This is a genomic window from Pseudoalteromonas sp. KJ63-1 (assembly GCF_055808145.1).
Window position 1 is genome coordinate 642199 of sequence record NZ_JBVVRL010000002.1, and the last position, 22758, is coordinate 664956.

General features: G+C 40.5%; 21 protein-coding genes and 1 pseudogene. 12 read left to right on the plus strand and 10 right to left on the minus strand.

Features of this window, described 5'->3' with window-relative positions; all coding sequences use genetic code 11:
* Positions 1-120 precede the first annotated feature (120 nt).
* Positions 121-2691, minus strand: coding sequence for a TonB-dependent receptor plug domain-containing protein (locus AC0L7Q_RS19235; RefSeq protein WP_178957342.1), 2571 nt, complete (start codon positions 2689-2691; stop codon positions 121-123).
* 333 nt (positions 2692-3024) lie between these two features.
* A complete protein-coding gene (locus AC0L7Q_RS19240; RefSeq protein WP_138606804.1) occupies positions 3025-3183 on the minus strand; it encodes an oxidoreductase-like domain-containing protein in 159 nt (52 codons plus the stop codon).
* A 103-nt stretch (positions 3184-3286) separates the two neighbouring features.
* On the opposite strand from AC0L7Q_RS19240, the gene AC0L7Q_RS19245 reads away from it, so the two are divergent.
* Both AC0L7Q_RS19245 and AC0L7Q_RS19250 read left to right on the plus strand, forming a co-directional pair.
* A complete protein-coding gene (locus AC0L7Q_RS19245) occupies positions 3287-3709 on the plus strand; it encodes a hypothetical protein (protein WP_178957339.1) in 423 nt (140 codons plus the stop codon).
* 83 nt (positions 3710-3792) lie between these two features.
* On the plus strand, positions 3793-5154 hold the full coding sequence (locus tag AC0L7Q_RS19250; RefSeq protein ID WP_413403070.1) for a leucyl aminopeptidase family protein: 1362 nt from the start codon (positions 3793-3795) through the stop codon (positions 5152-5154).
* Positions 5155-5205: 51 nt separating this feature from the next.
* Here the strand turns inward: AC0L7Q_RS19250 and gloA2 are convergent, their stop codons facing one another.
* Complete coding sequence (gene gloA2 / locus AC0L7Q_RS19255; protein ID WP_409425789.1) at positions 5206-5592, minus strand: SMU1112c/YaeR family gloxylase I-like metalloprotein; 387 nt, start codon at positions 5590-5592, stop codon at positions 5206-5208.
* Between the two features lie 83 nt (positions 5593-5675).
* The gene (locus AC0L7Q_RS19260) at positions 5676-6755 is read right to left on the minus strand and encodes a ketoacyl-ACP synthase III (protein ID WP_413403072.1); all 1080 of its coding nucleotides are present in this window, start codon (positions 6753-6755) and stop codon (positions 5676-5678) included.
* 375 nt (positions 6756-7130) lie between these two features.
* Here AC0L7Q_RS19260 and AC0L7Q_RS19265 point away from each other — a divergent pair, with 375 nt between their 5' ends.
* The 5 genes from AC0L7Q_RS19265 to AC0L7Q_RS19285 all read left to right on the plus strand — a co-directional run bounded on the left by AC0L7Q_RS19265 (position 7131) and on the right by AC0L7Q_RS19285 (position 10587).
* Positions 7131-8369 carry a sensor histidine kinase gene (locus tag AC0L7Q_RS19265; protein WP_413403074.1) on the plus strand — a complete coding sequence of 413 codons (1239 nt, stop codon included), beginning with the start codon at positions 7131-7133 and terminating at the stop codon, positions 8367-8369.
* A complete protein-coding gene (locus tag AC0L7Q_RS19270) occupies positions 8366-8893 on the plus strand; it encodes a response regulator transcription factor (protein ID WP_409425792.1) in 528 nt (175 codons plus the stop codon). Before AC0L7Q_RS19265 ends, AC0L7Q_RS19270 begins: the two co-directional genes overlap by 4 nt.
* Before the next feature lie 27 nt (positions 8894-8920).
* Positions 8921-9343, plus strand: a complete 423-nt coding sequence (locus AC0L7Q_RS19275; RefSeq protein WP_409425793.1) for a thiol-disulfide oxidoreductase DCC family protein — start codon at positions 8921-8923, stop codon at positions 9341-9343.
* Positions 9344-9430: 87 nt separating this feature from the next.
* Entirely contained in the window at positions 9431-9709 is a 279-nt protein-coding gene (locus AC0L7Q_RS19280) for a peptidylprolyl isomerase (RefSeq protein ID WP_138606824.1), read from the plus strand.
* A 71-nt stretch (positions 9710-9780) separates the two neighbouring features.
* Positions 9781-10587: a hypothetical protein gene (locus AC0L7Q_RS19285; protein ID WP_409425795.1), complete on the plus strand. Its 807-nt coding sequence runs from the start codon at positions 9781-9783 to the stop codon at positions 10585-10587.
* A gap of 26 nt (positions 10588-10613) precedes the next feature.
* Here the strand turns inward: AC0L7Q_RS19285 and AC0L7Q_RS19290 are convergent, their stop codons facing one another.
* The 5 genes from AC0L7Q_RS19290 to AC0L7Q_RS19310 all read right to left on the minus strand — a co-directional run bounded on the left by AC0L7Q_RS19290 (position 10614) and on the right by AC0L7Q_RS19310 (position 14490).
* A complete protein-coding gene (locus AC0L7Q_RS19290) occupies positions 10614-11270 on the minus strand; it encodes a DsbA family oxidoreductase (protein WP_413403077.1) in 657 nt (218 codons plus the stop codon).
* 121 nt (positions 11271-11391) lie between these two features.
* Complete coding sequence (locus AC0L7Q_RS19295) at positions 11392-12612, minus strand: M24 family metallopeptidase (RefSeq protein ID WP_413403079.1); 1221 nt, start codon at positions 12610-12612, stop codon at positions 11392-11394.
* A 137-nt stretch (positions 12613-12749) separates the two neighbouring features.
* Complete coding sequence (locus AC0L7Q_RS19300) at positions 12750-13358, minus strand: flavin reductase family protein (protein ID WP_131692138.1); 609 nt, start codon at positions 13356-13358, stop codon at positions 12750-12752.
* 11 nt (positions 13359-13369) lie between these two features.
* The gene (locus tag AC0L7Q_RS19305) at positions 13370-14095 is read right to left on the minus strand and encodes an SDR family oxidoreductase (protein ID WP_409425798.1); all 726 of its coding nucleotides are present in this window, start codon (positions 14093-14095) and stop codon (positions 13370-13372) included.
* A complete protein-coding gene (locus tag AC0L7Q_RS19310; protein WP_409425799.1) occupies positions 14092-14490 on the minus strand; it encodes a thiol-disulfide oxidoreductase DCC family protein in 399 nt (132 codons plus the stop codon). Before AC0L7Q_RS19310 ends, AC0L7Q_RS19305 begins: the two co-directional genes overlap by 4 nt.
* Before the next feature lie 120 nt (positions 14491-14610).
* Here AC0L7Q_RS19310 and ppc point away from each other — a divergent pair.
* Together ppc and cdd are read left to right on the plus strand one after the other, a co-directional pair.
* Positions 14611-17255 (plus strand): annotated as a pseudogene (gene ppc / locus AC0L7Q_RS19315) (phosphoenolpyruvate carboxylase).
* A 124-nt stretch (positions 17256-17379) separates the two neighbouring features.
* Positions 17380-18309 (plus strand): cytidine deaminase, encoded by a 930-nt coding sequence (gene cdd, locus AC0L7Q_RS19320; RefSeq protein WP_178957308.1) that lies wholly within the window; start codon positions 17380-17382, stop codon positions 18307-18309.
* Here cdd and udp read toward each other — a convergent pair.
* Positions 18298-19053, minus strand: a complete 756-nt coding sequence (gene udp / locus AC0L7Q_RS19325) for a uridine phosphorylase (RefSeq protein WP_413403084.1) — start codon at positions 19051-19053, stop codon at positions 18298-18300. The genes cdd and udp overlap by 12 nt on opposite strands.
* A gap of 422 nt (positions 19054-19475) precedes the next feature.
* On the opposite strand from udp, the gene AC0L7Q_RS19330 reads away from it, so the two are divergent.
* From AC0L7Q_RS19330 to paeA, 3 genes are all read left to right on the plus strand, one after another.
* Positions 19476-20585, plus strand: a complete 1110-nt coding sequence (locus tag AC0L7Q_RS19330) for an arginase family protein (RefSeq protein WP_178957306.1) — start codon at positions 19476-19478, stop codon at positions 20583-20585.
* Positions 20586-20683: 98 nt separating this feature from the next.
* Positions 20684-21385, plus strand: coding sequence for a substrate-binding periplasmic protein (locus tag AC0L7Q_RS19335; protein ID WP_178957305.1), 702 nt, complete (start codon positions 20684-20686; stop codon positions 21383-21385).
* Positions 21386-21463: 78 nt separating this feature from the next.
* Positions 21464-22753, plus strand: a complete 1290-nt coding sequence (gene paeA / locus AC0L7Q_RS19340; protein WP_138606850.1) for a polyamine export protein PaeA — start codon at positions 21464-21466, stop codon at positions 22751-22753.
* Positions 22754-22758: the final 5 nt, after the last annotated feature.

Consider the following 22758-nt stretch of genomic DNA (forward strand, 5'->3'; position numbering starts at 1 on the left):
TACTATAACCCTAACGCCATAAAAAATGCGAGTGTAATGGTCATTTTAAATGGGTTTATAGAGGGTAATAAAAAGGCGAAATGCATTACACATTTCGCCTTTTCTTGTTGTTAACACATTTTAGAAAGTATAGGTTGCTTTAGCGTAGTAAAAACCACCATTAATACCGTATGGAGAAGTTTCGTAGTACTTACCACCCCAATTGTTATTAGGTGCTACGGTAAAATCAAGTTTCTCTGCTTCTTGGTCCAGTAGGTTTTGTGCACCGACTGAGAAACTGATTGAGTCATTCATAAAGTAAGTTACTTCAACATCTAATGTTACTGCTGCATCAGCTATTTTAGCGGTTTCATCATAATCTACGTGAACACCTTGGTACTCACCAAAGTAATTAAGGCGAGAAAATGCTGAAAAGCTTTCCCATTGCTGTGCCCAGCTCAGTGTTGCACGGTGATTAGGTAAATCATTTTCAAGACGGCTTACTTTAAATGCTCCTGTGATATCACTTGAGCGTGTTACTTCTGTTTCATTCCAGTTGTACGCTAAGCTAAATGTAGAACTACCATTGAATAATTCAGCTGAGTAGTTAGCCACTAAGTCAACACCTTGAGTAGTGGTATCAAAGTCATTGGTAAAGAAACTAACTTGCGCTAAGTTTTGTACGTTAGGTACACCGGCAGCTTCGAGCGTGTCTTTATCTGCTTGGCTAAGTTCTATTTTATCTGACTGACTAATACGATCATCTACTTGGATGTTGTAGTAATCAACTGTTAAGAATAAATCGCCCATGGTGTATACAGCACCAAAGGTATAGCTTTGTGATTCCTCAGGCTCAAGTTCAGTACCACCAAGTTGAATAGCAATTGGGTTTGTAGGTGGTAACAAAGCTGAATCTACCAGTACACCACTGCTTAAGTTAGTTTGTACGTTACTAACATTCGCTTGGCCTACGGTAGGTGCACGGAAACCGGTGCTAATTGAACCTCGAATATTCAGATCATCAGTAAGGTGGTATTGACCCATTAACTTATAGTTAGTGGTTGAACCAAAGGTATCGTAATCTTCGTAGCGAAGCGCTAAGCCCATTAAGAACTCTTCAGTAAATGGCGCTTCAATATCAATGTAAGCTGCATAGTTTCGACGGTCGTATTCGCCTGCATCTGATGGTTTAAATCCAGGGAAACCGTTAGAACCAATACCAAAACCTTGATCAGTTAGTGGGCCAGCTATAAACGAAGCTTCATCGCCTGATACCACGGTAAAGGTTTCTTCATGCCACTCTAAACCACCGGCAATGTTTACATCGTAAGCTAAGTCAAAGTCAAAACCCTTTGAAATATCAAAATTAAAGTTTTTCTCTAATTGTTCATATTTACCTGGGCTAAAATCACGCGGGCTATCTGGACCCAATGATGCATTGATTGTGTCGTATATAAAGTAGCGAGATTCGTTATACCCTACAGTACCGCTTAAATCATAGTAAGCGCCTTCTAAAAAGCCGCCAGTAAACTCGCCTTTAGTACCAATAGTGAGTGACGTATCTGTGATATTGCCACCAAAGTTTGGTGTAAAACCGCCCGGAAGCATTTCGTTAAATGCGAAACAATCAGGGTTGTTTGCTACACCATTAATGTAGTCAGGGTTATCAAGAACGTTGTCATCAATCATGATTGTTGGACAATTACCGCTCATGTCGCCGGTTAAATCACCAACAAGGAGTGTTTCGCCACCATCATTTGAGTATGCACCAGGGCGAGTATGCGGGTTACGGTAATAAAAACCACCACGTACATCACGTTCAGAATAGTTACCAAACATATAAAATTGTGAGTCATTAGTTAGCTCTAAACCAACATTACCAAAGATAGAGATGTCGTCATCAACCTCTGGTGCACCCCATACTTGGGTGATTGGAGCAATGTCAGGAACACCAGCTGCATCAAGTGCTGCGGCATCCGGTCTTTGTACCGAGCGGCTAGTCGCATCGGCTGTTTTGTACTGAAAGCTTAAATTTGCAAAACCGCTATCGGTAAACGGTAAACCCACATTACCTGAAATTTGGGTTGTATCACCGTCGCCTTCGTAATATTGGCCTTTTCGAACTTCAAATGACCCGCCTTCCGAGGCATCTTTAAGTTGGAAGTTTAAAACCCCAGCAATTGCATCAGAACCATATTGTGCAGCAGCACCATCGCGAAGTACTTCTACTTGTTTCAGTGCAATACTTGGAATAACTGAAATGTCGGCACCTTGCGCACCATCATTAATACCACCACCTAAAAAGGCAATAACTGAAGCGCGATGACGACGTTTGCCGTTAAGTAAGATTAATGTGCTATCTGAAGGTAGTCCGCGTAAGTTTGCAGGGCGCACTAGTGAAGCGGCATCACTAATTGGCATTGAGTGAACGTTTAAAGAAGGAATAGCCCCTTTTAACAGCTCTAGCATATCAGTATTACCTGATTTGCTAAGTTCTTCACCACCGATGATATCGATAGGAACAGGTGAGTCACCAATAGAGCGGGGCGCAGAGCGCGTACCTACTACGGCAATTTTTTCTACATTTTTGTTTACTTTAACTTCTGTTTGCTCTTCTTGAGCAATTGCTGAACCAGAAACAAACAAGCCTGCGGCTGTTGTTGCTAGAGCAAATTTGATGGCCTGTTGAAGCGCGTTGCTTTTTAATTTCATTCTAAATATCCCCAGTTAGAATTGATTTGTATAGTCTATTACTGACTTATTATTGTGGACATTTCACGTTCAATGGGGAGCAAATATAGCTAACTCACTCCTAAAAGCTTAATTAATTAAGCGCACCTCCTGTGAGTCCTCGAAATAGACTATAGATAAAAAAACTAAAGAGGGCAATGGGTAATTAACCACTATTTAACAAGTTGAAACAAATGATTTATCTAAAAATAACGCAGAGTTAATTGCAGCTAGGGCGAGAAAAGGAGGAAAAAACAGACATTGATACATAATGACTAACTAAGTAAGTTAATTTAGTCATTTTATATTATTGAATTAAATTGATTTGCTGTTGATATTTTCACCATGATGTTTTTTCCACGCTGCCAGCTTTTCTTTATATTCATCCCACACACAAGGGCAGCAACTGCCGCCGCCACAGCATTCATCAGATTTTGGTCTTTCGGGTTTAGTGTCGGGGCGATTTTTTTGCATTTTTTATTACAAAAGTGGAAAAAAGGACACTTAGAATAAATGATTGAACAAAGCGTGTAAATTATTCTTTGTGAACTTAGAGCGCTGTGTGAGAATACAGGCTATGCGATTATATAAAGTCATTCATCGTGCCCCCTGGCGGGTTGCTAAAATTAGTAAAAAGCGACAGCAACTGCGTTTTCGCCGTGCTATGGTCGCGCTTAAAATAGCCCTTGCTCAAGAAAGGCAAGAAACCAAAGAGATGCTAATAACCTACAAGCGTTATACTCAAGGGCAAACAAACAAAGCAGAGCTAAAACGCGCCAATGAGCAGTTTGTTGATATTTTAAAAGGGTTGGGGCTAGGCATTTTTGCGTTATTACCTTTTGCACCATTAACTATTCCATTGGTTGTTAAGCTAGGGCAGTTAGTGGGTGTTGATGTTTTGCCGAGCTCTTTTAGTATGAATAAGCCTATGAAAGAAATTGATCAAGAAATTACTCAACAAAACCAACAGCAAGACTCAACTCCCTCCGAAAAGAAGTAAGCTAGTTAGAGTATAATTAGCTATACCTTTTAATAGTGCTTATTGTTATGCTAGGACATCAATTTCTATTATGTGAGTCATTAATGAGCGCTTTACTTTGTCATACCTCTTCAGGTATCCCTCTATCTTTTGTTGTTAAAAATGAATTAACAGACTGGCTTACTCAGCAACCGAGCTTTGTGCAGCAGTGGCTTGCAAATACCGATTTTGAAAAGTCAGGGCTGGCGTTAATACCAAACGCAGAAACGGGTGAACTAAGCCAAGTATTTTGTATTATGCAACGAGCTGATGATTTTTGGGCCGCTGGCGAGCTTGCAAGTAAATTACCTAAAGGCTGCTATCAAATTCAGGGTGATGAATCGTTAGTTTCTCAACTTGCTTTAGGATTTGTGTTAGGTGGTTATGAGTTCAGTGAGTATAAACAAAAAGCCACAGCTAAAGCTCAGCTTGGCATTGCTGATAAAACATTATATGAACAAGTAAAACAACAAGCAGATGCAATTAATCTAGCCCGTGATTTAGTAAATACCCCCGCTGCTGATATGATGCCGCAGCACTTATCACAGGTAATGAGCGATTTAGCTGATACATTCGACGGCGAGTTTACTCAATGGGTAGGTGATGAGTTATTAGAACAAAATTACCCAACTATTCATATGGTAGGCCGTGCAAGTGAAAACAAACCGCGTTTACTCGATTTGAAGTGGGGTGCGATTGATGCGCCGCTAATTACATTAGTAGGTAAAGGTGTATGTTTTGACTCAGGTGGACTGGATTTAAAACCAAGTTCAGGCATGCGTAACATGAAAAAAGACATGGGCGGGGCCGCACATGTTATTGCCTTAGCACAACTAATTATGGCCGCTAACTTACCAATACGTCTTCGCGTGTTAGTCCCTGCGGTTGAGAATGCCGTTTCGCGTAATGCATTTCGCCCAGGCGATGTAATAAAAACACGTAAAGGTATTATGGTCGAAATAGATAATACTGATGCAGAAGGGCGACTAGTTCTGTGTGATGCGCTAAGCGAAGCACAAAACGATGATCCTGAATTAATTATTGATTTCGCTACTTTAACCGGTGCATGTCGTGTTGCTTTAGGGACAGAACTGCCAGGCTTTTTCTCAACGGAACGTGATGTAGCTAATGCGATTATGGACTCGGGTATGCAAGTTAACGACCCTGTTTGGCAATTGCCGTTATTCGAGCAATACACCCCATTTTTGAAAAGCGATGTGGCTGATATGACTAACTGTTCAAGCACGCCATTTGGTGGCGCAATTACCGCTGCGCTTTATTTGAAAGAGTTTGTAGAGCCAAATACACCATGGGTTCACTTTGATGTAATGGCATGGAATTTACGTGCATTACCCGGGCGCCCTGCAGGTGGTGAAGCTTTGGGTATTCGTGCTGTATTTACTTATCTACAAAATCGATTTAACTAACCTAGCTTGGGTTAACTAAATCAAACATACCTTGCCTTGAGTTATTTGATGTTAAAGCGTATATAACTCAAGGGGTAAACCATCTGGATCGGCAAAAAAGGTGAATTTTTTGCCGGTTATTTCATCTTCTCTAATATCTTCGACACACACATTGTGTGACTCTAAATAATGTTTAGCAGTATTAATACACTCAACTTTAAATGCTAAATGTCTAAGTCCTTGTGCTTCGGGGTAGCTAGGTCTACTTGGCGCATCATTAAACGAAAATAATTCGAGCTGACTGCCATCTGGTAAAGCTAAATCGAGCTTAAAAGACTTTCGCTCTGCTCGATAGTGCTCATTGATAATTGAGAGCTTTAATATTTCACTATAGAAATGTTTAGAGCGAGGGTAGTTACTGCAAATGATGGCTACATGATGAATGCCTAGTAGTTGCATATATTTTCCTTAAAAAACAAAAAAGCGCACTGAAAGCAGTGCGCTGTTTATCAATACATATTTGCTTGGTGTAATATTAGCTTTTAGGTAGGCTCTGCGTCTTTACACGCTTTTACAGCCGGTGCAACAAGCTCTAAACCTGTTTTATCACACGGTGGAAGCATAGCATCGCTAACAGCAATAGGTGTTACTCGCTCGCCCCATTTGATATAGCTTGCCGCCCACGTTAGGCCTGCTCCAAATGCAGCCGACATAATATTGGCATGCGGCTTAATTAAACCTTGCTCAACGGCTTCGCACAGCGCAATGGCAATCGTCGCAGCAGAGGTATTACCGTATTCGCCAATGTTAACCATTACTTTGCTGTCTTCAACCTTTAAACGATTTTGAATTGCTTGAATAATGCGCAAATTAGCTTGATGTGGCACAAGTACGTCTATATCGTCTAACTTAAGGTTTGCCTGTTCAAGCACGTCGTCACAGGCTTCACTCATGCCTTTAACCGCACGTTTAAATATTTCACGACCTTCAAATAAAAGATCTGATGGGCCAATTGGCTCATATTTATTTAAATCACTGCCGAAATTAGTAATGTGTAAAATATCACGATCTTCGCTGTCACAGCCGGTTTTAGTTCCTAATAAGCCTGCAGGTGTTTCTGCTGCTTCAAGCACAACGGCACCGGCACCATCACCAAATAATACTGCGCTATCGCGTCGTGCCCAGTTTACATACCACGTCATGCGTTCAGCGGCAATAACTACGGCTTTTTTGATCATACCGGCCTGAATTTGCGCAGTCGCAGCTTGTAAAGCATATAAAAAACCAGAACATGCTGCGTTGGTGTCCATGGCTGCAGCGCCTGTGGCACCGATATTTTTTTGTACCAATGAAGCGGTGTTTGCCACTACAGTTGACGGCGTGCACGTTGCTAAAATAACTAAATCGATGTCTTTTGCATCTATACCTGCACAAGCAATGGCATGTTTTGCAGCTACACTAGCAAGCTCGGCGGTAGTTACATGGCTTACTCTACGTGCTTTGATACCGGTACGCGTGGTGATCCACTCATCGGTGGTATCTACAATTTCACTTATTTCGTCGTTGCTGATGCTAGCTGGTGGAATGCATTTCCCCCAACCAGTGATATGTGCGTAAGGCATAGTGTGTTCTCTTAAAAGTGGTATGACGTGTTCGTCTAATGAGTACGTTATAACAAAAATTAGCTATTAACACTAGTTTATAGCAGCTATAGGGCTGTAATCACTGCTTTTTTACCAATTGTTTGTTGCATTATTAGTGAAAGGTTAATTATTGGTTTTTACTTTGTAAACCAAAAAGCATGTAGCTTAGGCGCTTTTTTCCAAGTTAGTCCATCGCGCTTTAGTGCTTACAAAAAACAACAGCCTTATCCGCGATGTATGCTTGAGTGTAGCTAAGTCAGAGTCTAATATGAGATGGTTTAGTGTATAATAAATGCAATAAAAAAAGCATGTTAATCATAAATAATAAAACCCAGTGTATTCAGGAACTCTATCGTGTTAATTAAAACCGACCCAGCTATTAGCCGATTATTAATGCTGCGCAGTGGTGCCATTGTTGTCCAGCTTATTACGGTACTCAGTGTATATTTTTTATTGGAACATCAAATTGCACTTATGCCGTTGTTAGGGGTTATTGCTGTTGAGGCGGTTTTTCAGTTAGCCAGTGTATTTGCCTACCGGCATGTAAGCCAAGCAAAGCCAATTGGCATGCTAATGCAATTGACCGCCGATGTGCTTTTTTTAACCATTTTGTTGTCTTTAAGCGGGGGTGCCACTAACGCATTTGTGTCGTTACTATTGTTGCCTATTATGATAGCTGCCATTACATTAAGCGCTCGAGGGCTTGCCTATATCGCTATATTGGCGATTGCCGCTTATAGCTTATTATTAATTAGAATGCCCGAACACAGTATGCACCAAATGAACATGAATGGTCATTTTATTGGTATGTGGGTTAACTTTGTTATAAGTGCTTGCGTAATAGCGCTAGTGATAGGGGCGATGAACCGCGCTTTGCAGCAGCGTGAGCGCACTATTGCCAAAGTTAGAGAAAAACAGTTGCGCAATGAACAACTGGTTACACTTGATGGCGCTGCGGCGCAAATTACTCATCAATTAGCAACACCGATTGCTAATTTACAATTATTGTTTGAAGAGCTTTTAGAAGAGCATCCCGACAATGAAGTTATTCAGCAAATGCAAACGCCGCTATTGCAATGCCGCACTCAGCTTAACGACTTTAGAAATCTCTCAATGCAGTTACGGGATCAAAACACTCAAGCACCCATTAAAGCAGAGCAATTGCAAAATCAAATTCATGATACGTTACTATTACAATATCCTAATCAACAAATAAACTGGCTTAACGGGGCACCTGAAGCCACATTACAAAGTGACGCTATGCTGCTACCTGCAATTTTAAATTTATTACAAAATGCAGTACTTGCTAATCAAAAGCACGGCCAAGTGCAACTTGAACTAAGTTGGCAGCAACCTGATGCGCAAAACATTGCGTTAATTATTCGTGATTTTGGTGCTGGCTTTTCATCCTCAGAGTTAGCGGAGTTAGGTGGGCATTTGATGCCTAGTGAGCAAGGCATGGGGATCGCAGTTATGTTATCAAATGTGACGTTTGAGAGGTTAAATGGCTCGCTAACGGTATATAATCATCCCGAAGGCGGAGCGGTTGCAAAGATAACAATGCCACTATTAACAGCAGAGACAAAAGCATGAAGCTACTTATTGTTGAGGATGATATTAATTTAGCGACGACGTTAGCACGTCGGCTAACTAAGCACGGGTTTAATTGCGAGATCGCACATAATCACACTGATGCACTTCTAAGGGCTCGTCAGCAACAGCCTAACTGTATTTTATTAGATATGAAGCTGGCCGATGAGAATGGACTGTCGCTGATTGCACCGCTGCGCCATTTACTCACACATGCTCATATTGTATTGCTCACTGGCTTTGCAAGTATAGCAACGGCGGTAGAGGCGATGCGCTTAGGGGCTAATGACTATTTAACTAAGCCTGTTGATATGGCAAGTTTATTAAAAGCACTCAAAGTTGAGGTGGCAAGTACGGCAGCAACTGAAATTTCAGAGGGGGTTATGTCGCCCGAACGTTTAGAGTGGGAGCATATTCAACATGTTTTACAAAGTAATAACGGTAATGTATCAATGACCGCTAGGCAGTTAAATATGCATAGGCGCACCTTGCAGCGTAAGCTACAAAAAAAGCCAGTGCGGCAGTAGTTTAGTACTTAATTTGTGAAAAGTTTTATGAGCGATGATTCCGCGGAATTAATGTTAAATCAAAAAATTATATTATTTGATGCGCAATGTAAGCTTTGTAGTGTGTGGTCTAATTTTATTATAGCTCACGATCCGACCATAAAATTTAAATTGTGCAGCGTGCAATCGTCGGCAGGGCAAACGCTACTTGCTCAATTTGGTTTTTCCACTACCAATTTTACTTCGATGATTTATATAGAAGCACAAAAGCCATTTACCCGTAGCCAAGCCGTTTTTCGGGTGTTAAGCCAGTTAAGTTATCCGTGGAAGTTGCTTAGCGTATTTAAGTTATTACCACGAAGGCTGACTGATTGGCTTTATAACAAAGTGGCTAAAAACCGTTATACATTATTTGGTAAATACCAACACTGTCGAATTCCTCTGCAAAAAGATGAAGAACACTACTTATAGCCACATTTTTAGCAAGTGCTGTATCACTTAGGCTGTGCTAAAATCGCGGCGTTTGATTACTAGTAAATAGGTTTTAAGGGCTTTCTCATGGCAAATACAGCACACGCACTTCACATTTTGGTTAAGCACAAAGAGATTGCAGAAGACATCATTAAGCAATTAGGTAAAGGCGCAAAGTTTCAAACCTTAGCTAAAAAATACTCGTCTTGTCCGTCGGGCAAAAAGGGCGGAGATTTAGGCGAATTTAGACGCGGTCAAATGGTTCCACAGTTTGATAAAATTGCGTTTAAAGGCGAGATTTTAGAGCCACATTTGGTAAAAACAAAATTTGGTTGGCATGTGATTAAAGTACTTTATCGCACCTAAAAGCGTAATTTTAAGTTCCCGCTATACTTACTATTCCCCATTTTATAAATGCAAAGTAACTTGGAATGACCATGAAGTTATTTAATTTATGCTGCAGTGTTATCCTTATTACCCTGTCATCTTTTGCTTGGGGAAGCGAGCAAATAGTGACGCTCAAATTAGGGAAACCGAGCACACCTAATATGCCTAAAAATCATTATGTTTTGAGCTTATTAGAAAAAAGCTTTGCGCAGATGAATGTTAAACTCAATATTAGTTATAGTGTTGAGCCGATGAATACTAAACGAGTACTTGAAGAGCTAAAGCGCGATGGAATAATTAATTTTGCCTGGTTAAGTATGTCAAAAGAGCAAGCAAGCAGCCTTGTACACACAACCTTTCCAATATACTACGGCTTGCACTCAAAACGTTTACTGATGATAAAACAAAGCCGGCTGGGCGAATTTTCAGATATAAAAACCCTTGAACAACTAAAGCCATATATAGCTTTACAAAAGCAAAGTTGGTCTGATTATTATGTATTAAAGAGCAATGGTTTAACAGTTAATGGTGATTTGAGTTATGAAAGCATGTTAAAGGCGTTAGATGAAGGGCTTGGCGATTACTTTCCTCGCTCAGTAACTGCGATTAGAACTGAAATACAAAAAAGCCCACAGTATAACTTTGTCGTTGAGCCGCATATTATGCTGCAGTATGATAATTTTTATTACTTTTATGCAAATGAAAAAAATAAAGCAATTATCGACTTATTACAGCAGGGCTTAACAAAGCTAGCACAAAAAGGCGAGCTTGATGCACTCTATACGCAATTTTACCATGATGTTGAGGATGGGCTTGGTTTAAGTCAGCGAACAGTGTTTAAACTGAAACAGCGATAAGGTTATTATCGCTGTAAAACTGTTTGCTAATCTTGCTTGGCTTCTTCTTCGCTTATTTGCTTAAGTGCTTGAATAAATGACTCACTCGGCTGCCCACCGGTAAGCGCATACTTATCATTTATAATGAAAGTAGGCACTGAAGTAATACCCATTTGCTTAAAGTTATTTTGCTCTTCGCGAACCGCTTGTACGTATTTATCTGAGTGTAAAATATCACGAGCTGTGTCTTTGTTAAGACCCACTTTTTCTACCACATCCAGTAATGCATCTTCTTGATTTAAATATTTTAAATCGGTGAAGTGTGCTTCAAAAAACGCCAATTTCAGCTCAGTTTGCTTACCCTCTTCACGCGCCCACATTAGCAAGCGGTGTAGATCAAAGCTGTTGATCATGATGCGTTTACCGTCAAAATTAAAGGTAAACCCAGCTCGTTCACCCGCATCCGCCATGTTTTGACGATTTCGCGCGCTTTCTTCTTTGGTTAAACTGTATTTTTGCTGCAAGTGCTCGTTTAAGTCTTGCCCTTCAAGTAGCATATCTGGATTAAGCTCAAAAGGGTGCCATGTAATATCCGCACTCATTTCTTCTTTTAATTCTGCCAATGCGGTCTCTAAGTTCTTGTAACCGATAATACACCACGGGCACATTACATCTGAGACGATATCAATTTTAAAGTTTTTCATAGGGATCCTTGAAGGATTGCTTAGTAATAACAATGGATATTGGGATGAAGTCTACTTTATCAATCATTGGACATAAAAAGAGCAGCTAAGGTGCTGCTCTTTTTATTAAATGATTCATATATTAGCTGTTTAAGCCAAACGGGTCATCAATGCTATGACTCGGTTGAGTAAACCAGCGCGGACCATCATCTGTCATGTAAAAGTGATCTTCTAATCTCACCCCAAACTCATCTGGAATAACTAGCATGGGTTCGTTACTAAAACACATGCCAGTGGCAAGCGGGGTTTTATCACCGCCAACTAAATATGGCCATTCGTGAATGTCTAAACCAATACCATGGCCTGTACGATGTGGGCAACCTGGTGTTTGATACTCAGGTCCTAAATTTTGTGCTGCTAAGTAGCTGCGAGCTGCTTGATCAACCGATTCACAGGTTTCGCCAAGGGCTGCTTGATTGAAAGCTGCTAACTGTGCCGCTTTTTCAAAATCCCAAAACAGGCGTTGTCGGCTGGTTGCTTCACCAAATACATAAGTACGCGTAATATCAGAAAGGTAATCGTGCACTTTACATCCAGTATCGATGAGCACCATGTCGCCTTTTTTCAAAATTTGTGGGTCTTTTACGCCATGTGGGAATGAGGTAGCAAGGCCAAACAATACAATACAGAAGTAATTACCTGGGGCACCTACTTTTTGATGGGCTTTTTTTATAAATTCTTCGACTTCTACGGTGCTAATTCCTTCATAAAGCATGCTCGCTGTAGCCTGATGAACCGCCAAAGTCATATCCATGGCACATTGCATTAATGCTAATTCATTGGCTGATTTATGCATTCGACAATGCGCAGTGACTGGTTGAGCGTTCACCAGTTTTAACCCTGAACTGGCTTTATTGATACCATCAAAAATAAAAAACTGTGCGCTTTCATCAATACCAACGGTAGCAGTGTCGCTAATATTGAGCTGCTTAAGCACTTTAACGAATAGCTCAAACGGGCTTTCATGCTCTTGCCAGCCGTGTATTGGGCCATCAATAACCTTAAAGCCATTTAAAGAACCAATTTCAAAATGTGGAGCAATGTATTGCACATCACCTACGGCAGGTAAAATAGCGCCAACAAGTCGTTCACTGGCATACCATTTCATTCCGGTGAAATAAGTTAAGTTGGTACCTGCGTTTAAATAAATGGCATCAATGTTGTGCGCTTGCATATAGGCTTGTGCTTTGGCCATACGCGCTAAATACTCATCGGCCTGAATCGGCGTTACTGAGTGAGTCATATTACTTAAACTAGCAAGTGCTTGCTCGGGTGTGTGAGTACCAATACCAACTGTGGTCATATATTTCTCCTACAAAATTTTGCATAGTGTGTAGGTTTAACAGTTTAAATTCAAACTAATTGCGATTAGTGAACAAGGGGTTCAAAAAATGGGGGGAGTTATCAAGTCGCTTATTTGAAGGGCTTGATAACATCGGGCTATTTTTTTGCATAGGGTAGGCGAGTGAGCTTATTTGCCGTGTGGTAGCTATCTAATCCGGTTACAGCAACCGTATCAATGGCTTGTAAATCTAAAAAACCATCACTTTGGAGTGCTGATTCATCCACATATACATCCATTATTTCACCAATAACCAATTCGGTACCATTGACCGCTAAATGTTGGTTCTCAACAAATTTTACCGCGTATTTGAGTCGACTTTGCGCAACAAAGGGGGCGTTAAACTCGTTTAAATATTCTTTAGTCAAGTTGGTTGCATCAAACTCGCACTCGTCTTTGCTATAGCGGGCAGAGGTTTGGTGTGCCTGCTGGTAAATATCACTATTTACTTGGTTTATAGTATAAACGCCCGTTTCTATAATATTTTCAAATGTATGCCTTGGCACACTGTGTGGGCGCATTATCATGCCTACTAGCGGCGGGTGTGCGCCCAAATGAATAACCGAACTAACGATGGCTAAATTGGTATTACCTTGCTCATCTTGCGTGCCAATTAGGTTGGCACTTTTAAATCCTGACAGCGAATTTATAAAGTGTGTGCGTGTGTGTTTTTCAAGTGCGGCTATGCGATCTTTGGAAAAATGTATGTGTTGATTCCTTACCATTTTATAGTGTTTCCTTGCCAATCTAGGTAGGCAGGTTCGCCGTTAAGTTCTAATTGGGGATTATCGTAAGTAAATTTAAATAATTGCTGGGCAACAAACTCAGGGGTAAATAGTTTATCGGCAGGTACATTTTTTTGAAATGGCTTAGATAGCTCAGTATCTGTGGTACCTGGGTGAAATAAGACTAGTTTAGTGTTTTTAGCACGACGAGCAAGCTCAATAGCGGCTGTTTTAAATAGCATATTAAGTGCTGATTTTGATGCGCGATAGGTGTACCAGCCACCCAATTTATTGTCGTTAATACTACCTACACGAGCACTTAAAGCGGTAATTGTGCAATGAACTTTGTGGTTAAGTAATGGCATTATGCTTTGCATGCATAGCAGGGGGACAAGCGTATTAGAGTGCATAAGCTGCATAAAATAATCACTATTGATGTCCTCGAGTTTTTTTTCAGGCATGTGCTGGTTGTTGTGCAATTGACCATTAAATATAATCACCTGAGCAAGCTCAATCTGCTGAGACTTTAGCGATTCAGTAAGCTCGCTCAAGCTTTGCGCTGAATAGTCGCTATGAAAATAGGTTACACTTTTATCACTGTGATTAATATTCGATGAGCTAACACAAATGATATTAAATTGTGTTGCTTGTTGGCTTAAGTGATTAACGTAAGATTGAGCAATGGCGCTACTGGCGCCAAATAAAATCACTGTTTTCATTTTCCACCTTTGGTTTTGATATTGCATTGACCTGAATTGCACTGTGCATTAGGCATTAAAAAACGGCTAATGTGATGACGGTACTTAGCAAAGAAAGTATAAGCATGATCGGCAAAAAAACGAATGACTGGCAAACGAATAATCTTAAGCCAACGGTATTTGCCAACAGTCCGCCAAGCTTGATAAGTCACGTCTAAGCCGTAAATCATCTGTCCATTATCAGTTTGGGCATGCAATATATTCATGGCGTGTTGCTTATCGATTGCAGGAAAACGCGTACTAAAGTCTTCAGCATTTAAATCTTCGAGTGTAATTTTATGATCAACATCGGCACGTTTTAAATGCTGCATCTCTGCATTGCAAAGGGGGCAATTACCATCGTAAAAAATGATCATGTCATCGCTTTGTGTTTATTTTACATATGCTTTTTTACGACATGCTGTTGCAAATGGATCTATTAAATAAGTAAACATAATGATATTAATAGGTCTCAAAGAAACAAAGGAGAGCTAAAAATGAGTGAACAATATGCCGCCTTGCGAGGTAATGTAAATTTACTTGGGCAATTATTAGGACAAACTATTAAAGATGCTCAAGGACAAGATATTTTAGATAAAGTAGAAGAAATTCGGGCTTTATCAAAATCATCTCGCAGTGGCAATGAAGCCGATCGTAAAGCGCTTATAGATGTACTGCATGCGCTTAGTGATGAAGAGCTTTTACCGGTTGCCCGTTCATTTAATCATTTTTTAAACTTAGCGAATGTTGCAGAGCAGTTTCATACCGTATCACGTTTTAATGATGTTGGTTTTTGCCAACTAAATCCTCTCACTCAAACATTAAAAATGTTAGCAGCAAAAGCCGAACAAGGTCAGCTTAATCATAACCATTTAGCCGATACCCTCTCAAAACTCCACATAAACTTAGTACTAACAGCACACCCAACCGAGGTGACTCGTCGTACTATTATTAATAAACATGTTGAACTTAGCGATTGTTTAGCATCGCTTGAGCGTACCGACAATCTTGCGCAAGAACGCGAAGCAATCTTAAACCGTATTGCGCAGTTAATTAGCCAAGCATGGCATACTGACGATATTCGTCGTTCACGCCCAAGCCCTGTAGATGAGGCTAAATGGGGCTACGCAGTCATTGAAAACAGTTTGTGGGAAGCGGTGCCCCGTTTTTTACGTGAGTTTAGCCAGCATGTAAAACAGCATTTAAGCTTGGAGTTGCCAGCAGATTACAGCCCGATAGAATTTACTTCTTGGATGGGGGAGACCGTGATGGTAACCCGTTTGTAACCGCCGAAGTAACCAAGCAAGTGCTCGACCATGGCCGTTGGATGGCACTGGATTTATACCAGCGTGATTTAGAAACGCTCTGTGCTGAACTTTCTATGTCGGATGCCAGCGATGAGCTCATTAAATTGGCTGGGCAAGAGTTTGAACCGTACCGTGCTGTTTTGAAAGATGTTAAAAACCAAGTTGCAGAAACGGTGATGCATTTAAGCGCTAAAATTAAAAATAAGCGCACTGAATCTCAAGATTTAATCACCGATATTAATCAAATTAAGCACCCTATTGAGGCATGTTATCGCTCTTTATTAAAGTGCAACATGCAAGTAGTGGCCAATGGCTTACTACTGGATATGATCCACCGAGTAAATAGCTTTGGACTGCGTTTGGCAAAACTAGACGTGCGCCAAGATTCGTCGAGACACAGTGATGTATTTTCTGAGCTAACTCGTTACTTAGGTATTGGCGACTACAACCAATGGCAAGAGCAAGATAAGCAGGCTTTTTTACTTGCTGAGCTTAATTCTCGTCGTCCGCTTATTCCTAAGCATTGGCAACCTAGCCCTGAAGTGCAAGAGGTGCTCGACACCTTTGATGTTATTGCGCAGCAAGATGCAAAAACCTTTGGTTTATATATTATTTCTATGGCCCGAACAGCTTCTGATATTTTAGCGGTGCAGTTATTACTTAAAGAGTCAGGCTGCGGTTTTGAACTACCCGTGGCGCCATTATTCGAGACCTTGGATGATTTAAACGATGGTCATAATGTTATTACTACATTGCTTAATAATGAGTGGTACCGAGGTCATATTAAAAATACTCAAAATGTGATGATTGGTTATTCAGACTCAGCCAAAGATGCGGGTATGATGGCTGCTGGCTGGGCACAATATGAGGCAATGGACAAGTTAGTGCAACTGGCGGATGAACGCGGTATTGAGCTGGTTTTATTTCATGGTCGTGGAGGCACGGTTGGTCGAGGCGGTGCACCTGCTGCACAAGCCTTGCATTCGCAGCCACCGGGTTCACTCAAAGGGGGCCTTAGGGTGACAGAGCAAGGCGAAATGATCCGCTTTAAATTTGGCTTACCCAATGTGGCATTGCAAAGCTTAAATATATACGCGGGTGCGGTGCTGCAAAGTAACTTATTACCACCGCCAGAGCCCAAAGATGAATGGCGCGAAGTTATGGCATTAATTAGTGATGTATCGTGTGAGCACTACCGCAATGTTGTACGCCACGATGAAAACTTTGTACCTTATTTCAGAATGGCAACACCAGAATTGGAGCTATCTAAATTGCCATTAGGTTCAAGGCCAGCTAAACGTAATCCTAATGGTGGGGTAGAGAGCTTACGCGCAATTCCGTGGATATTTGCGTGGAGTCAAAATCGTTTAATGTTACCTGCATGGTTAGGCGCATTAAGCGGACTTAAAGCAGCGCTTGAAAAATATGGGATTGAAACCCTAAGCGAAATGAGTTTGCAATGGCCTTTCTTTCGAGCTCGTTTAGAAATGCTAGAAATGGTATTTAGTAAAGCGGATAGCTGGTTAAGTGAGCACTACGATAATGCGCTGGTGGAAGACATGTATAAACCTTTAGGTGTTGCCTTACGTGAGGAACTTGGCGAGGCGATAACCTTAGTGCAATCATTGAGCCCGCAAAAAAGTCTATTAGCCGATCAACCTTGGATCAAAGAGTCTATTGGGCTTAGAAATCCGTACACCGACCCACTGAACGTGTTACAGGTTGAGTTATTACGTCGCTCTCGTGGCGATGATAAAGGTAATGAAAGCGATATAGATAATGCCTTAATGATCACCATGACGGGGATTGCAGCGGGTATGCGAAATACAGGTTAATTTTTATTTTAGTAAAACAAAAAAAGGGAACACGCGACGTGTTCCCTTTTTTTACGTTGAATAGGCTGGTATTTAGTTTGCCAACCTTTTACACTACTTAGCCATTGAACAAATAAAAACTATTATGGCTTCAGCAACTTTTAAAGTGCAACATAATACAGCACTTAGCAATTCACACATCTCATTAAACGTAGCGCAAACGCAAGCACTACGTAGTCAATTAAAAACTCAACGCGGTATTTTACATTCAAGCGATATTAAAGCGCTTTGCACCGAACTTAATGTCAGCGAAGATACATTATTGCAAGGTCTAGTGCCGTTGGCTTCTGAGTTTTCGGTTGCACCTATTTCCAAGTTTCATGTCGGCGCAATTGTAAAAGGGCTCGACTCACAAGGACATACTACTTTTTACTTTGGTGCCAATGCTGAGTTTGATCATCAAGCACTTAGTTTAGTGGTGCATGGTGAGCAATCAGCAATTAATAATGCGTGGTTAAATGGCGCTAAGAAAGTGCTAAAAATAGCCATTAGTGATGCACCATGTGGGTATTGCCGTCAGTTTATGAATGAACTGGCGGATGCCAGAGAGCTTGATATTTTACTGCCAGCACAAAATTTTAAATTAGCAGAGCTGTTACCGCATTCATTTGGGCCAACAGATTTAGGCAATGAGCACAGCTTATTTAACCCAGTAGAGCAAACTAAGCGCTTTGAAGAGACAAAGCTTGATGACAAGCTGCTGAGTTTTGCTTTGGCGGCTTATGTTCCATACAGTCAAAATTATAGTGCGGTAAAAATAAGCACCTTTGAAAATGGTGACTTTTATGGCAGTTATGCTGAAAATGCAGCGTATAGCCCAAGTTTATCGCCACTGCAAAGCGCAGTGAGTCAGCTATTTTTAGCAGGATTAAGCTTTGATGAGCAAATAGTAAAATCAATTACTTTGTTAGAAACTACGGGTCACGAAAACCAATCAGGGGTAGCAAAAGCCGTGTTAGCAAGCTTTACTGGCTTGCCAACACTTGAGGTTATTAGCGCAACATTAACCAAGTAACACTTTAGCGGCTTCAAGTACCACGGCAACAGATTTTTTCTCAATCTCGCCGTGGTCCACGTTAGGTATTTCTTGACGTGTTCTATTTACTAATACACCAGCAACACAAGCAGCTTGTAAACCAAGCGCGGCACACATGGTAAATAAAGTGGCCGATTCCATTTCGTAGTTCATTACGCCCAATTTTTGCCATTCTTCACAGCTACCTTGTAGTGACTTAGGTACGTAGCCAGAGTGTGTATCGTAGCGCTCTTGACCTGGGTAGAAGGTGTCGCTCGAAGCGGTTATACCAATATGGAAATCGATATTAAGGTTTTCACAGGCTTTTACCATGGCTTGAGTGGCAAAAAAATCAGATACGGCAGGGTAGCATAGCGGGGCAAAATGTTGACTCGCACCATCTAAGCGAACCGAAGCTTGGCTAATTAGAATATCGCCTTCATTAATGTGCGGTTGAATAGCCCCTGTTGTGCCAATGCGAAGAAAGCTTCGTACGCCAAGTTGTGCTAGTTCTTCAACGGCAATTGACGTTGAAGGGCCGCCGATACCAGTCGAACATATTACTACAGAGTGACCGTTTAATTGGCCTAAATAAATGTGAAACTCACGTGTTTGAGCAAGGCAGGTAGGATTATCTAAGAACTGTGAAATACGTGCTGCACGATCTGGATCGCCTGGAACTATAGCCAGTTTTGCACCTTTTAAGTCATCAATACACAGTCCTAAGTGAAATATCTTTTCCATAACTAAGCCTTTTTAATAAAAATTGTTGTCAATTTACCATGATTACGAGAAATGAAAATTAAGTACAGGACGGATGTCCGTATTGACTTAATTTGATTTATTCACCAACTCTGAATATTCAATCAATGACTAAAATTACGAACAAAATGAGCCAGTTGACTTGTTTGCTCAGACACTATATTCATACCTCATAGCAAACCAATAGCTAGGCTAAAGAGCCGATAGCTGTATTTTAAATTGTTTATATTCATTGGGTTAGTAAGAAAGCTTAGTTTTTATTTACCACTAACCTAAGCGAGCAAAATAAAGTTCACTGTAATTTTTAGCACACTATGCTAATAATCTGGAATTAATTCAGCGTGTGATGTTTTGCATAACTACTCAATAATAGACAAGATATTCAGATTGAAAAAGGGTTTACAATGAGCACACAATTTCAAACATTTAAAAATAAAGTTGAGCACTGTTTATGTGCGCCCGGCGACGGTGTTTTTACAGTCAATACGGCTAAAGAACGCAAAGCAGCGCTAAGAAATAAATTATATGGGCAAACTGAAAATGTCGATGTTTTATGGCGTGACTCACTTAACGAGCTGCCTAATTCACCACACAAAGCAGTAATGTTAGGCATTAGCTCTGATTGCGGTGGTGGAATTTTACGTGGCGCTAATTGGGGGCCTTTATTTTTACGCTCAGCACTGATAGATCAACAAACACAATGTCGTTCGTTTGATTTAGGTGATGTACGCGTAATACCGCATTTATTACATGATAAGTACTTAAATGAGGCCACTATTACCAACTGCCAAAAAGCGCTGTACGGTAATGACAATAATGATCATTATGTGAGCCCATTGTCAATTACTGAAGATGTGTGTGACAGCTTTTATGCGACATTCCAAGACAAAGGTATTTTTGGTATTGGTGGCGACCACTCAATTAGCTACCCGTTAACAAAAGCGTACTTAAAAGCCAAACGTGAGCAAGGTAAACGCACGGCAATTATTCATTTCGATGCTCACACCGACTTACTCGTAGAGCGTTTAGGCATCGACTTATGTTTTGGCTCTTGGTGTACACATATTTTGGAATTCTTACCAGCGCCGCATCATTTAATCCAATTTGGTATTCGCTCAAGTGGCAAACCTAAATCACATTGGGAAAGTACTTTTGGCGTTAAACAACACTGGGCTGCTGAAATTATAGAGCGTGGTGCAGCTGCGGTTGCTGCAGATGCGATTGCGCAATTAAAAGCAGACAAGGTTGATGAAGTGTATGTGAGCTTTGATATTGATGCCCTCGATGCAGAATTTGCATCAGCAACAGGCACGCCTGAAGAAAATGGGTTAACGCCACAGCACGCGCTTGATATTTTGTCAGCGATTGCAGATGAGTTCCCTATAACGGGGGCTGATATGATGGAAATAGCTCCGTTTACTGACAGCTCTTTAGTGGGCCAATCAAGCTCTGAGACAACTCTGAGAGAAGGCGCTAAAATTTCGGCGTTTTTAATTAATGCAATGAATCGCTAATTTCAAAAGCTAAAAATTGGCTATTTGCAAATAACCCGCTATATTTAATTGGCTTTTATTAAAAAAGTGACGTCTTAAATCTAATAGAGCGGGTTATTGTGATTAAATGGTGTTTTGTATTATTACTCATTGTAAGCCAACACTGTGCGGCTAAACTCACTGTTGTAACAGAGAATTTTGCACCTGCGCAGTATCTCGATGCTAACAACAATTTAGTTGGTGATGCTGCCGATATAGTACGATTAGTGCTTGATAGTGCGGGGATTGATTATTCAATTTCAGTTCACGATTGGAGTATGACTTATAATATTGCATTGAGGGATCCCGAAACCTGTATCTTCTCAATTTCTCGCTCACCTGAGCGTGAGAGTCGTTTTGTTTGGTTTGCTAAACTTGCCCAATTCGACACAAACTTTTATTCTCTTAAAAGCAAAGGCATTGTTTTAACAAGTCTCGAGCAGGCAAAACAATACAGAATTGCAGTGTTAAAAGATAACTATAGCCATCACTATTTACTCTCCCAAGGCTTTAAAGAAAACGAAAACTTAATGCTGTTTAATAGTTTTGATAATATTTTTAAAATAATTAAAGCACGAAGTTCAAGCATTGATTTGGTTGTTATACCTGCGCAGAGAATAAGCCACGAACAATCACACTTATTAAGTGAACTTCAACTCGAATCATTAATGCCTATTAACGCCAACCAAGCCCCCTTATATTTTGCGTGTAACAAAAACCTACCGAATAAATTACAGCAGCAACTTAGCACGGCCTTTGCCTTGTATGAGTCACAACTTTAAATATCAATTGCCCTGTTTATAAAAGCGGCTATAATCCAGCTGCTTTTGCTAATAAAAGCGATTATTTTGGAGTTATAAATGGGTGATTTAATCGGGATTGCATTATTAATCTTGATGAGTGCGTTATTTGCGATGTCAGAAATTTCGATTGCCGCTTCACGCAAAATAAAATTAAGGGTTATGGCCGACGAAGGAAATGTGCAAGCGCTGGCGGTCTTAAAACTGCAAGAGCAGCCAGGGGCTTTTTTTGCCATGATCCAAATTACGCTTAATGCGATTGCCATATTAGGTGGGATTGTTGGTGAGCAGGCATTATCGCCTTACGTGCAAGAAATACTGCAGTTATTTTATCAGGGGCCGTTGCTTGGCCAAATTAGCTTTTTACTGTCGTTTTTAATTATTACCTCATTATTCATATTATTTGCTGATTTGCTTCCAAAGCGTTTAGCAATGATTTTACCTGAGGCTGTTGCTGTGCGTGTAGTTACAATTATGCGTTGGGTCACTTTCGCGCTCACACCGCTGGTATTATTTTTTAACGGCTTAACCAATATAGTATTACGAGTATTCAAAGTACCGAGTGAGCGTGAGGATATAGTGACTACTGAAGATATTGTTGCCATGATGGATGCGGGTGCCGAATATGGCAGCCTTCAACAGCAGGAATATGACTTAATTGGTAATGTATTTGATTTAGAAGCGCGCTTTTTATCAAGCGTGATGTCGCCACGAGAGCAAATAGTTTACTTTGATATTGATGAGTCGAGTGAAGATATAGCCAATAAAATTATAGAGCATCCACATAATCACTTTTTAGTGTGTAAAGGCAACCTTGATAAATTAATTGGCTCGGTTGAGTCAAAAGATATTTTACGCCAAGTGCTTAAAGGTGAGGCGGCAAATATTAATGCGGATATGCTTGATAAAGATATTTTTTACTTACCAGAAACACTGAGCTTATCTGAGTCGCTAAATGCGTTTAAAACTGCCGTTCATCCTTTTGCTGTGGTGGTCAATGAATATGCGCTAGTGGTTGGGATAGTGACAGTTAAAGATTTAATGAAAGGCTTTATGGGTGATTTAATCACGCATCAAAGTGAGGAGTTAATCATTGAACGCGACGCTAATTCTTGGTTGGTCGATGGTTTAACACCTATTGTTGAATTAGCTAAGGTATTAGAAATTGATGAATTCCCTGAGCAAAGCCATTATGAAACGGTTGCTGGGTATTTAATTTATACCATGAAGCATATTCCCAAACGTGCAGAATTTGTTTTATTTTCTGGCTTTAAATTTGAAGTAGTGGATGTAGAAGGTATTCGTATAGAACAATTACTTGTCTCTAGAGTGAATCCTGATAGCGAATAATAGCC

What these genes read in the sequence shown, in the direction of transcription:
- AC0L7Q_RS19235 (WP_178957342.1), bottom strand. Translation starts at nt 2,691, where the DNA reads ATGAAATTAAAAAGCAACGCGCTTCAACAGGCCATCAAATTTGCTCTA.
- AC0L7Q_RS19240 (WP_138606804.1), bottom strand. Translation starts at nt 3,183, where the DNA reads ATGCAAAAAAATCGCCCCGACACTAAACCCGAAAGACCAAAATCTGAT.
- AC0L7Q_RS19245 (WP_178957339.1), top strand. Translation starts at nt 3,287, where the DNA reads ATGCGATTATATAAAGTCATTCATCGTGCCCCCTGGCGGGTTGCTAAA.
- AC0L7Q_RS19250 (WP_413403070.1), top strand. Translation starts at nt 3,793, where the DNA reads ATGAGCGCTTTACTTTGTCATACCTCTTCAGGTATCCCTCTATCTTTT.
- gloA2 (WP_409425789.1), bottom strand. Translation starts at nt 5,592, where the DNA reads ATGCAACTACTAGGCATTCATCATGTAGCCATCATTTGCAGTAACTAC.
- AC0L7Q_RS19260 (WP_413403072.1), bottom strand. Translation starts at nt 6,755, where the DNA reads ATGCCTTACGCACATATCACTGGTTGGGGGAAATGCATTCCACCAGCT.
- AC0L7Q_RS19270 (WP_409425792.1), top strand. Translation starts at nt 8,366, where the DNA reads ATGAAGCTACTTATTGTTGAGGATGATATTAATTTAGCGACGACGTTA.
- AC0L7Q_RS19275 (WP_409425793.1), top strand. Translation starts at nt 8,921, where the DNA reads ATGAGCGATGATTCCGCGGAATTAATGTTAAATCAAAAAATTATATTA.
- AC0L7Q_RS19280 (WP_138606824.1), top strand. Translation starts at nt 9,431, where the DNA reads ATGGCAAATACAGCACACGCACTTCACATTTTGGTTAAGCACAAAGAG.
- AC0L7Q_RS19285 (WP_409425795.1), top strand. Translation starts at nt 9,781, where the DNA reads ATGAAGTTATTTAATTTATGCTGCAGTGTTATCCTTATTACCCTGTCA.
- AC0L7Q_RS19290 (WP_413403077.1), bottom strand. Translation starts at nt 11,270, where the DNA reads ATGAAAAACTTTAAAATTGATATCGTCTCAGATGTAATGTGCCCGTGG.
- AC0L7Q_RS19295 (WP_413403079.1), bottom strand. Translation starts at nt 12,612, where the DNA reads ATGACCACAGTTGGTATTGGTACTCACACACCCGAGCAAGCACTTGCT.
- AC0L7Q_RS19305 (WP_409425798.1), bottom strand. Translation starts at nt 14,095, where the DNA reads ATGAAAACAGTGATTTTATTTGGCGCCAGTAGCGCCATTGCTCAATCT.
- AC0L7Q_RS19310 (WP_409425799.1), bottom strand. Translation starts at nt 14,490, where the DNA reads ATGATCATTTTTTACGATGGTAATTGCCCCCTTTGCAATGCAGAGATG.
- cdd (WP_178957308.1), top strand. Translation starts at nt 17,380, where the DNA reads ATGGCTTCAGCAACTTTTAAAGTGCAACATAATACAGCACTTAGCAAT.
- udp (WP_413403084.1), bottom strand. Translation starts at nt 19,053, where the DNA reads ATGGAAAAGATATTTCACTTAGGACTGTGTATTGATGACTTAAAAGGT.
- AC0L7Q_RS19330 (WP_178957306.1), top strand. Translation starts at nt 19,476, where the DNA reads ATGAGCACACAATTTCAAACATTTAAAAATAAAGTTGAGCACTGTTTA.
- paeA (WP_138606850.1), top strand. Translation starts at nt 21,464, where the DNA reads ATGGGTGATTTAATCGGGATTGCATTATTAATCTTGATGAGTGCGTTA.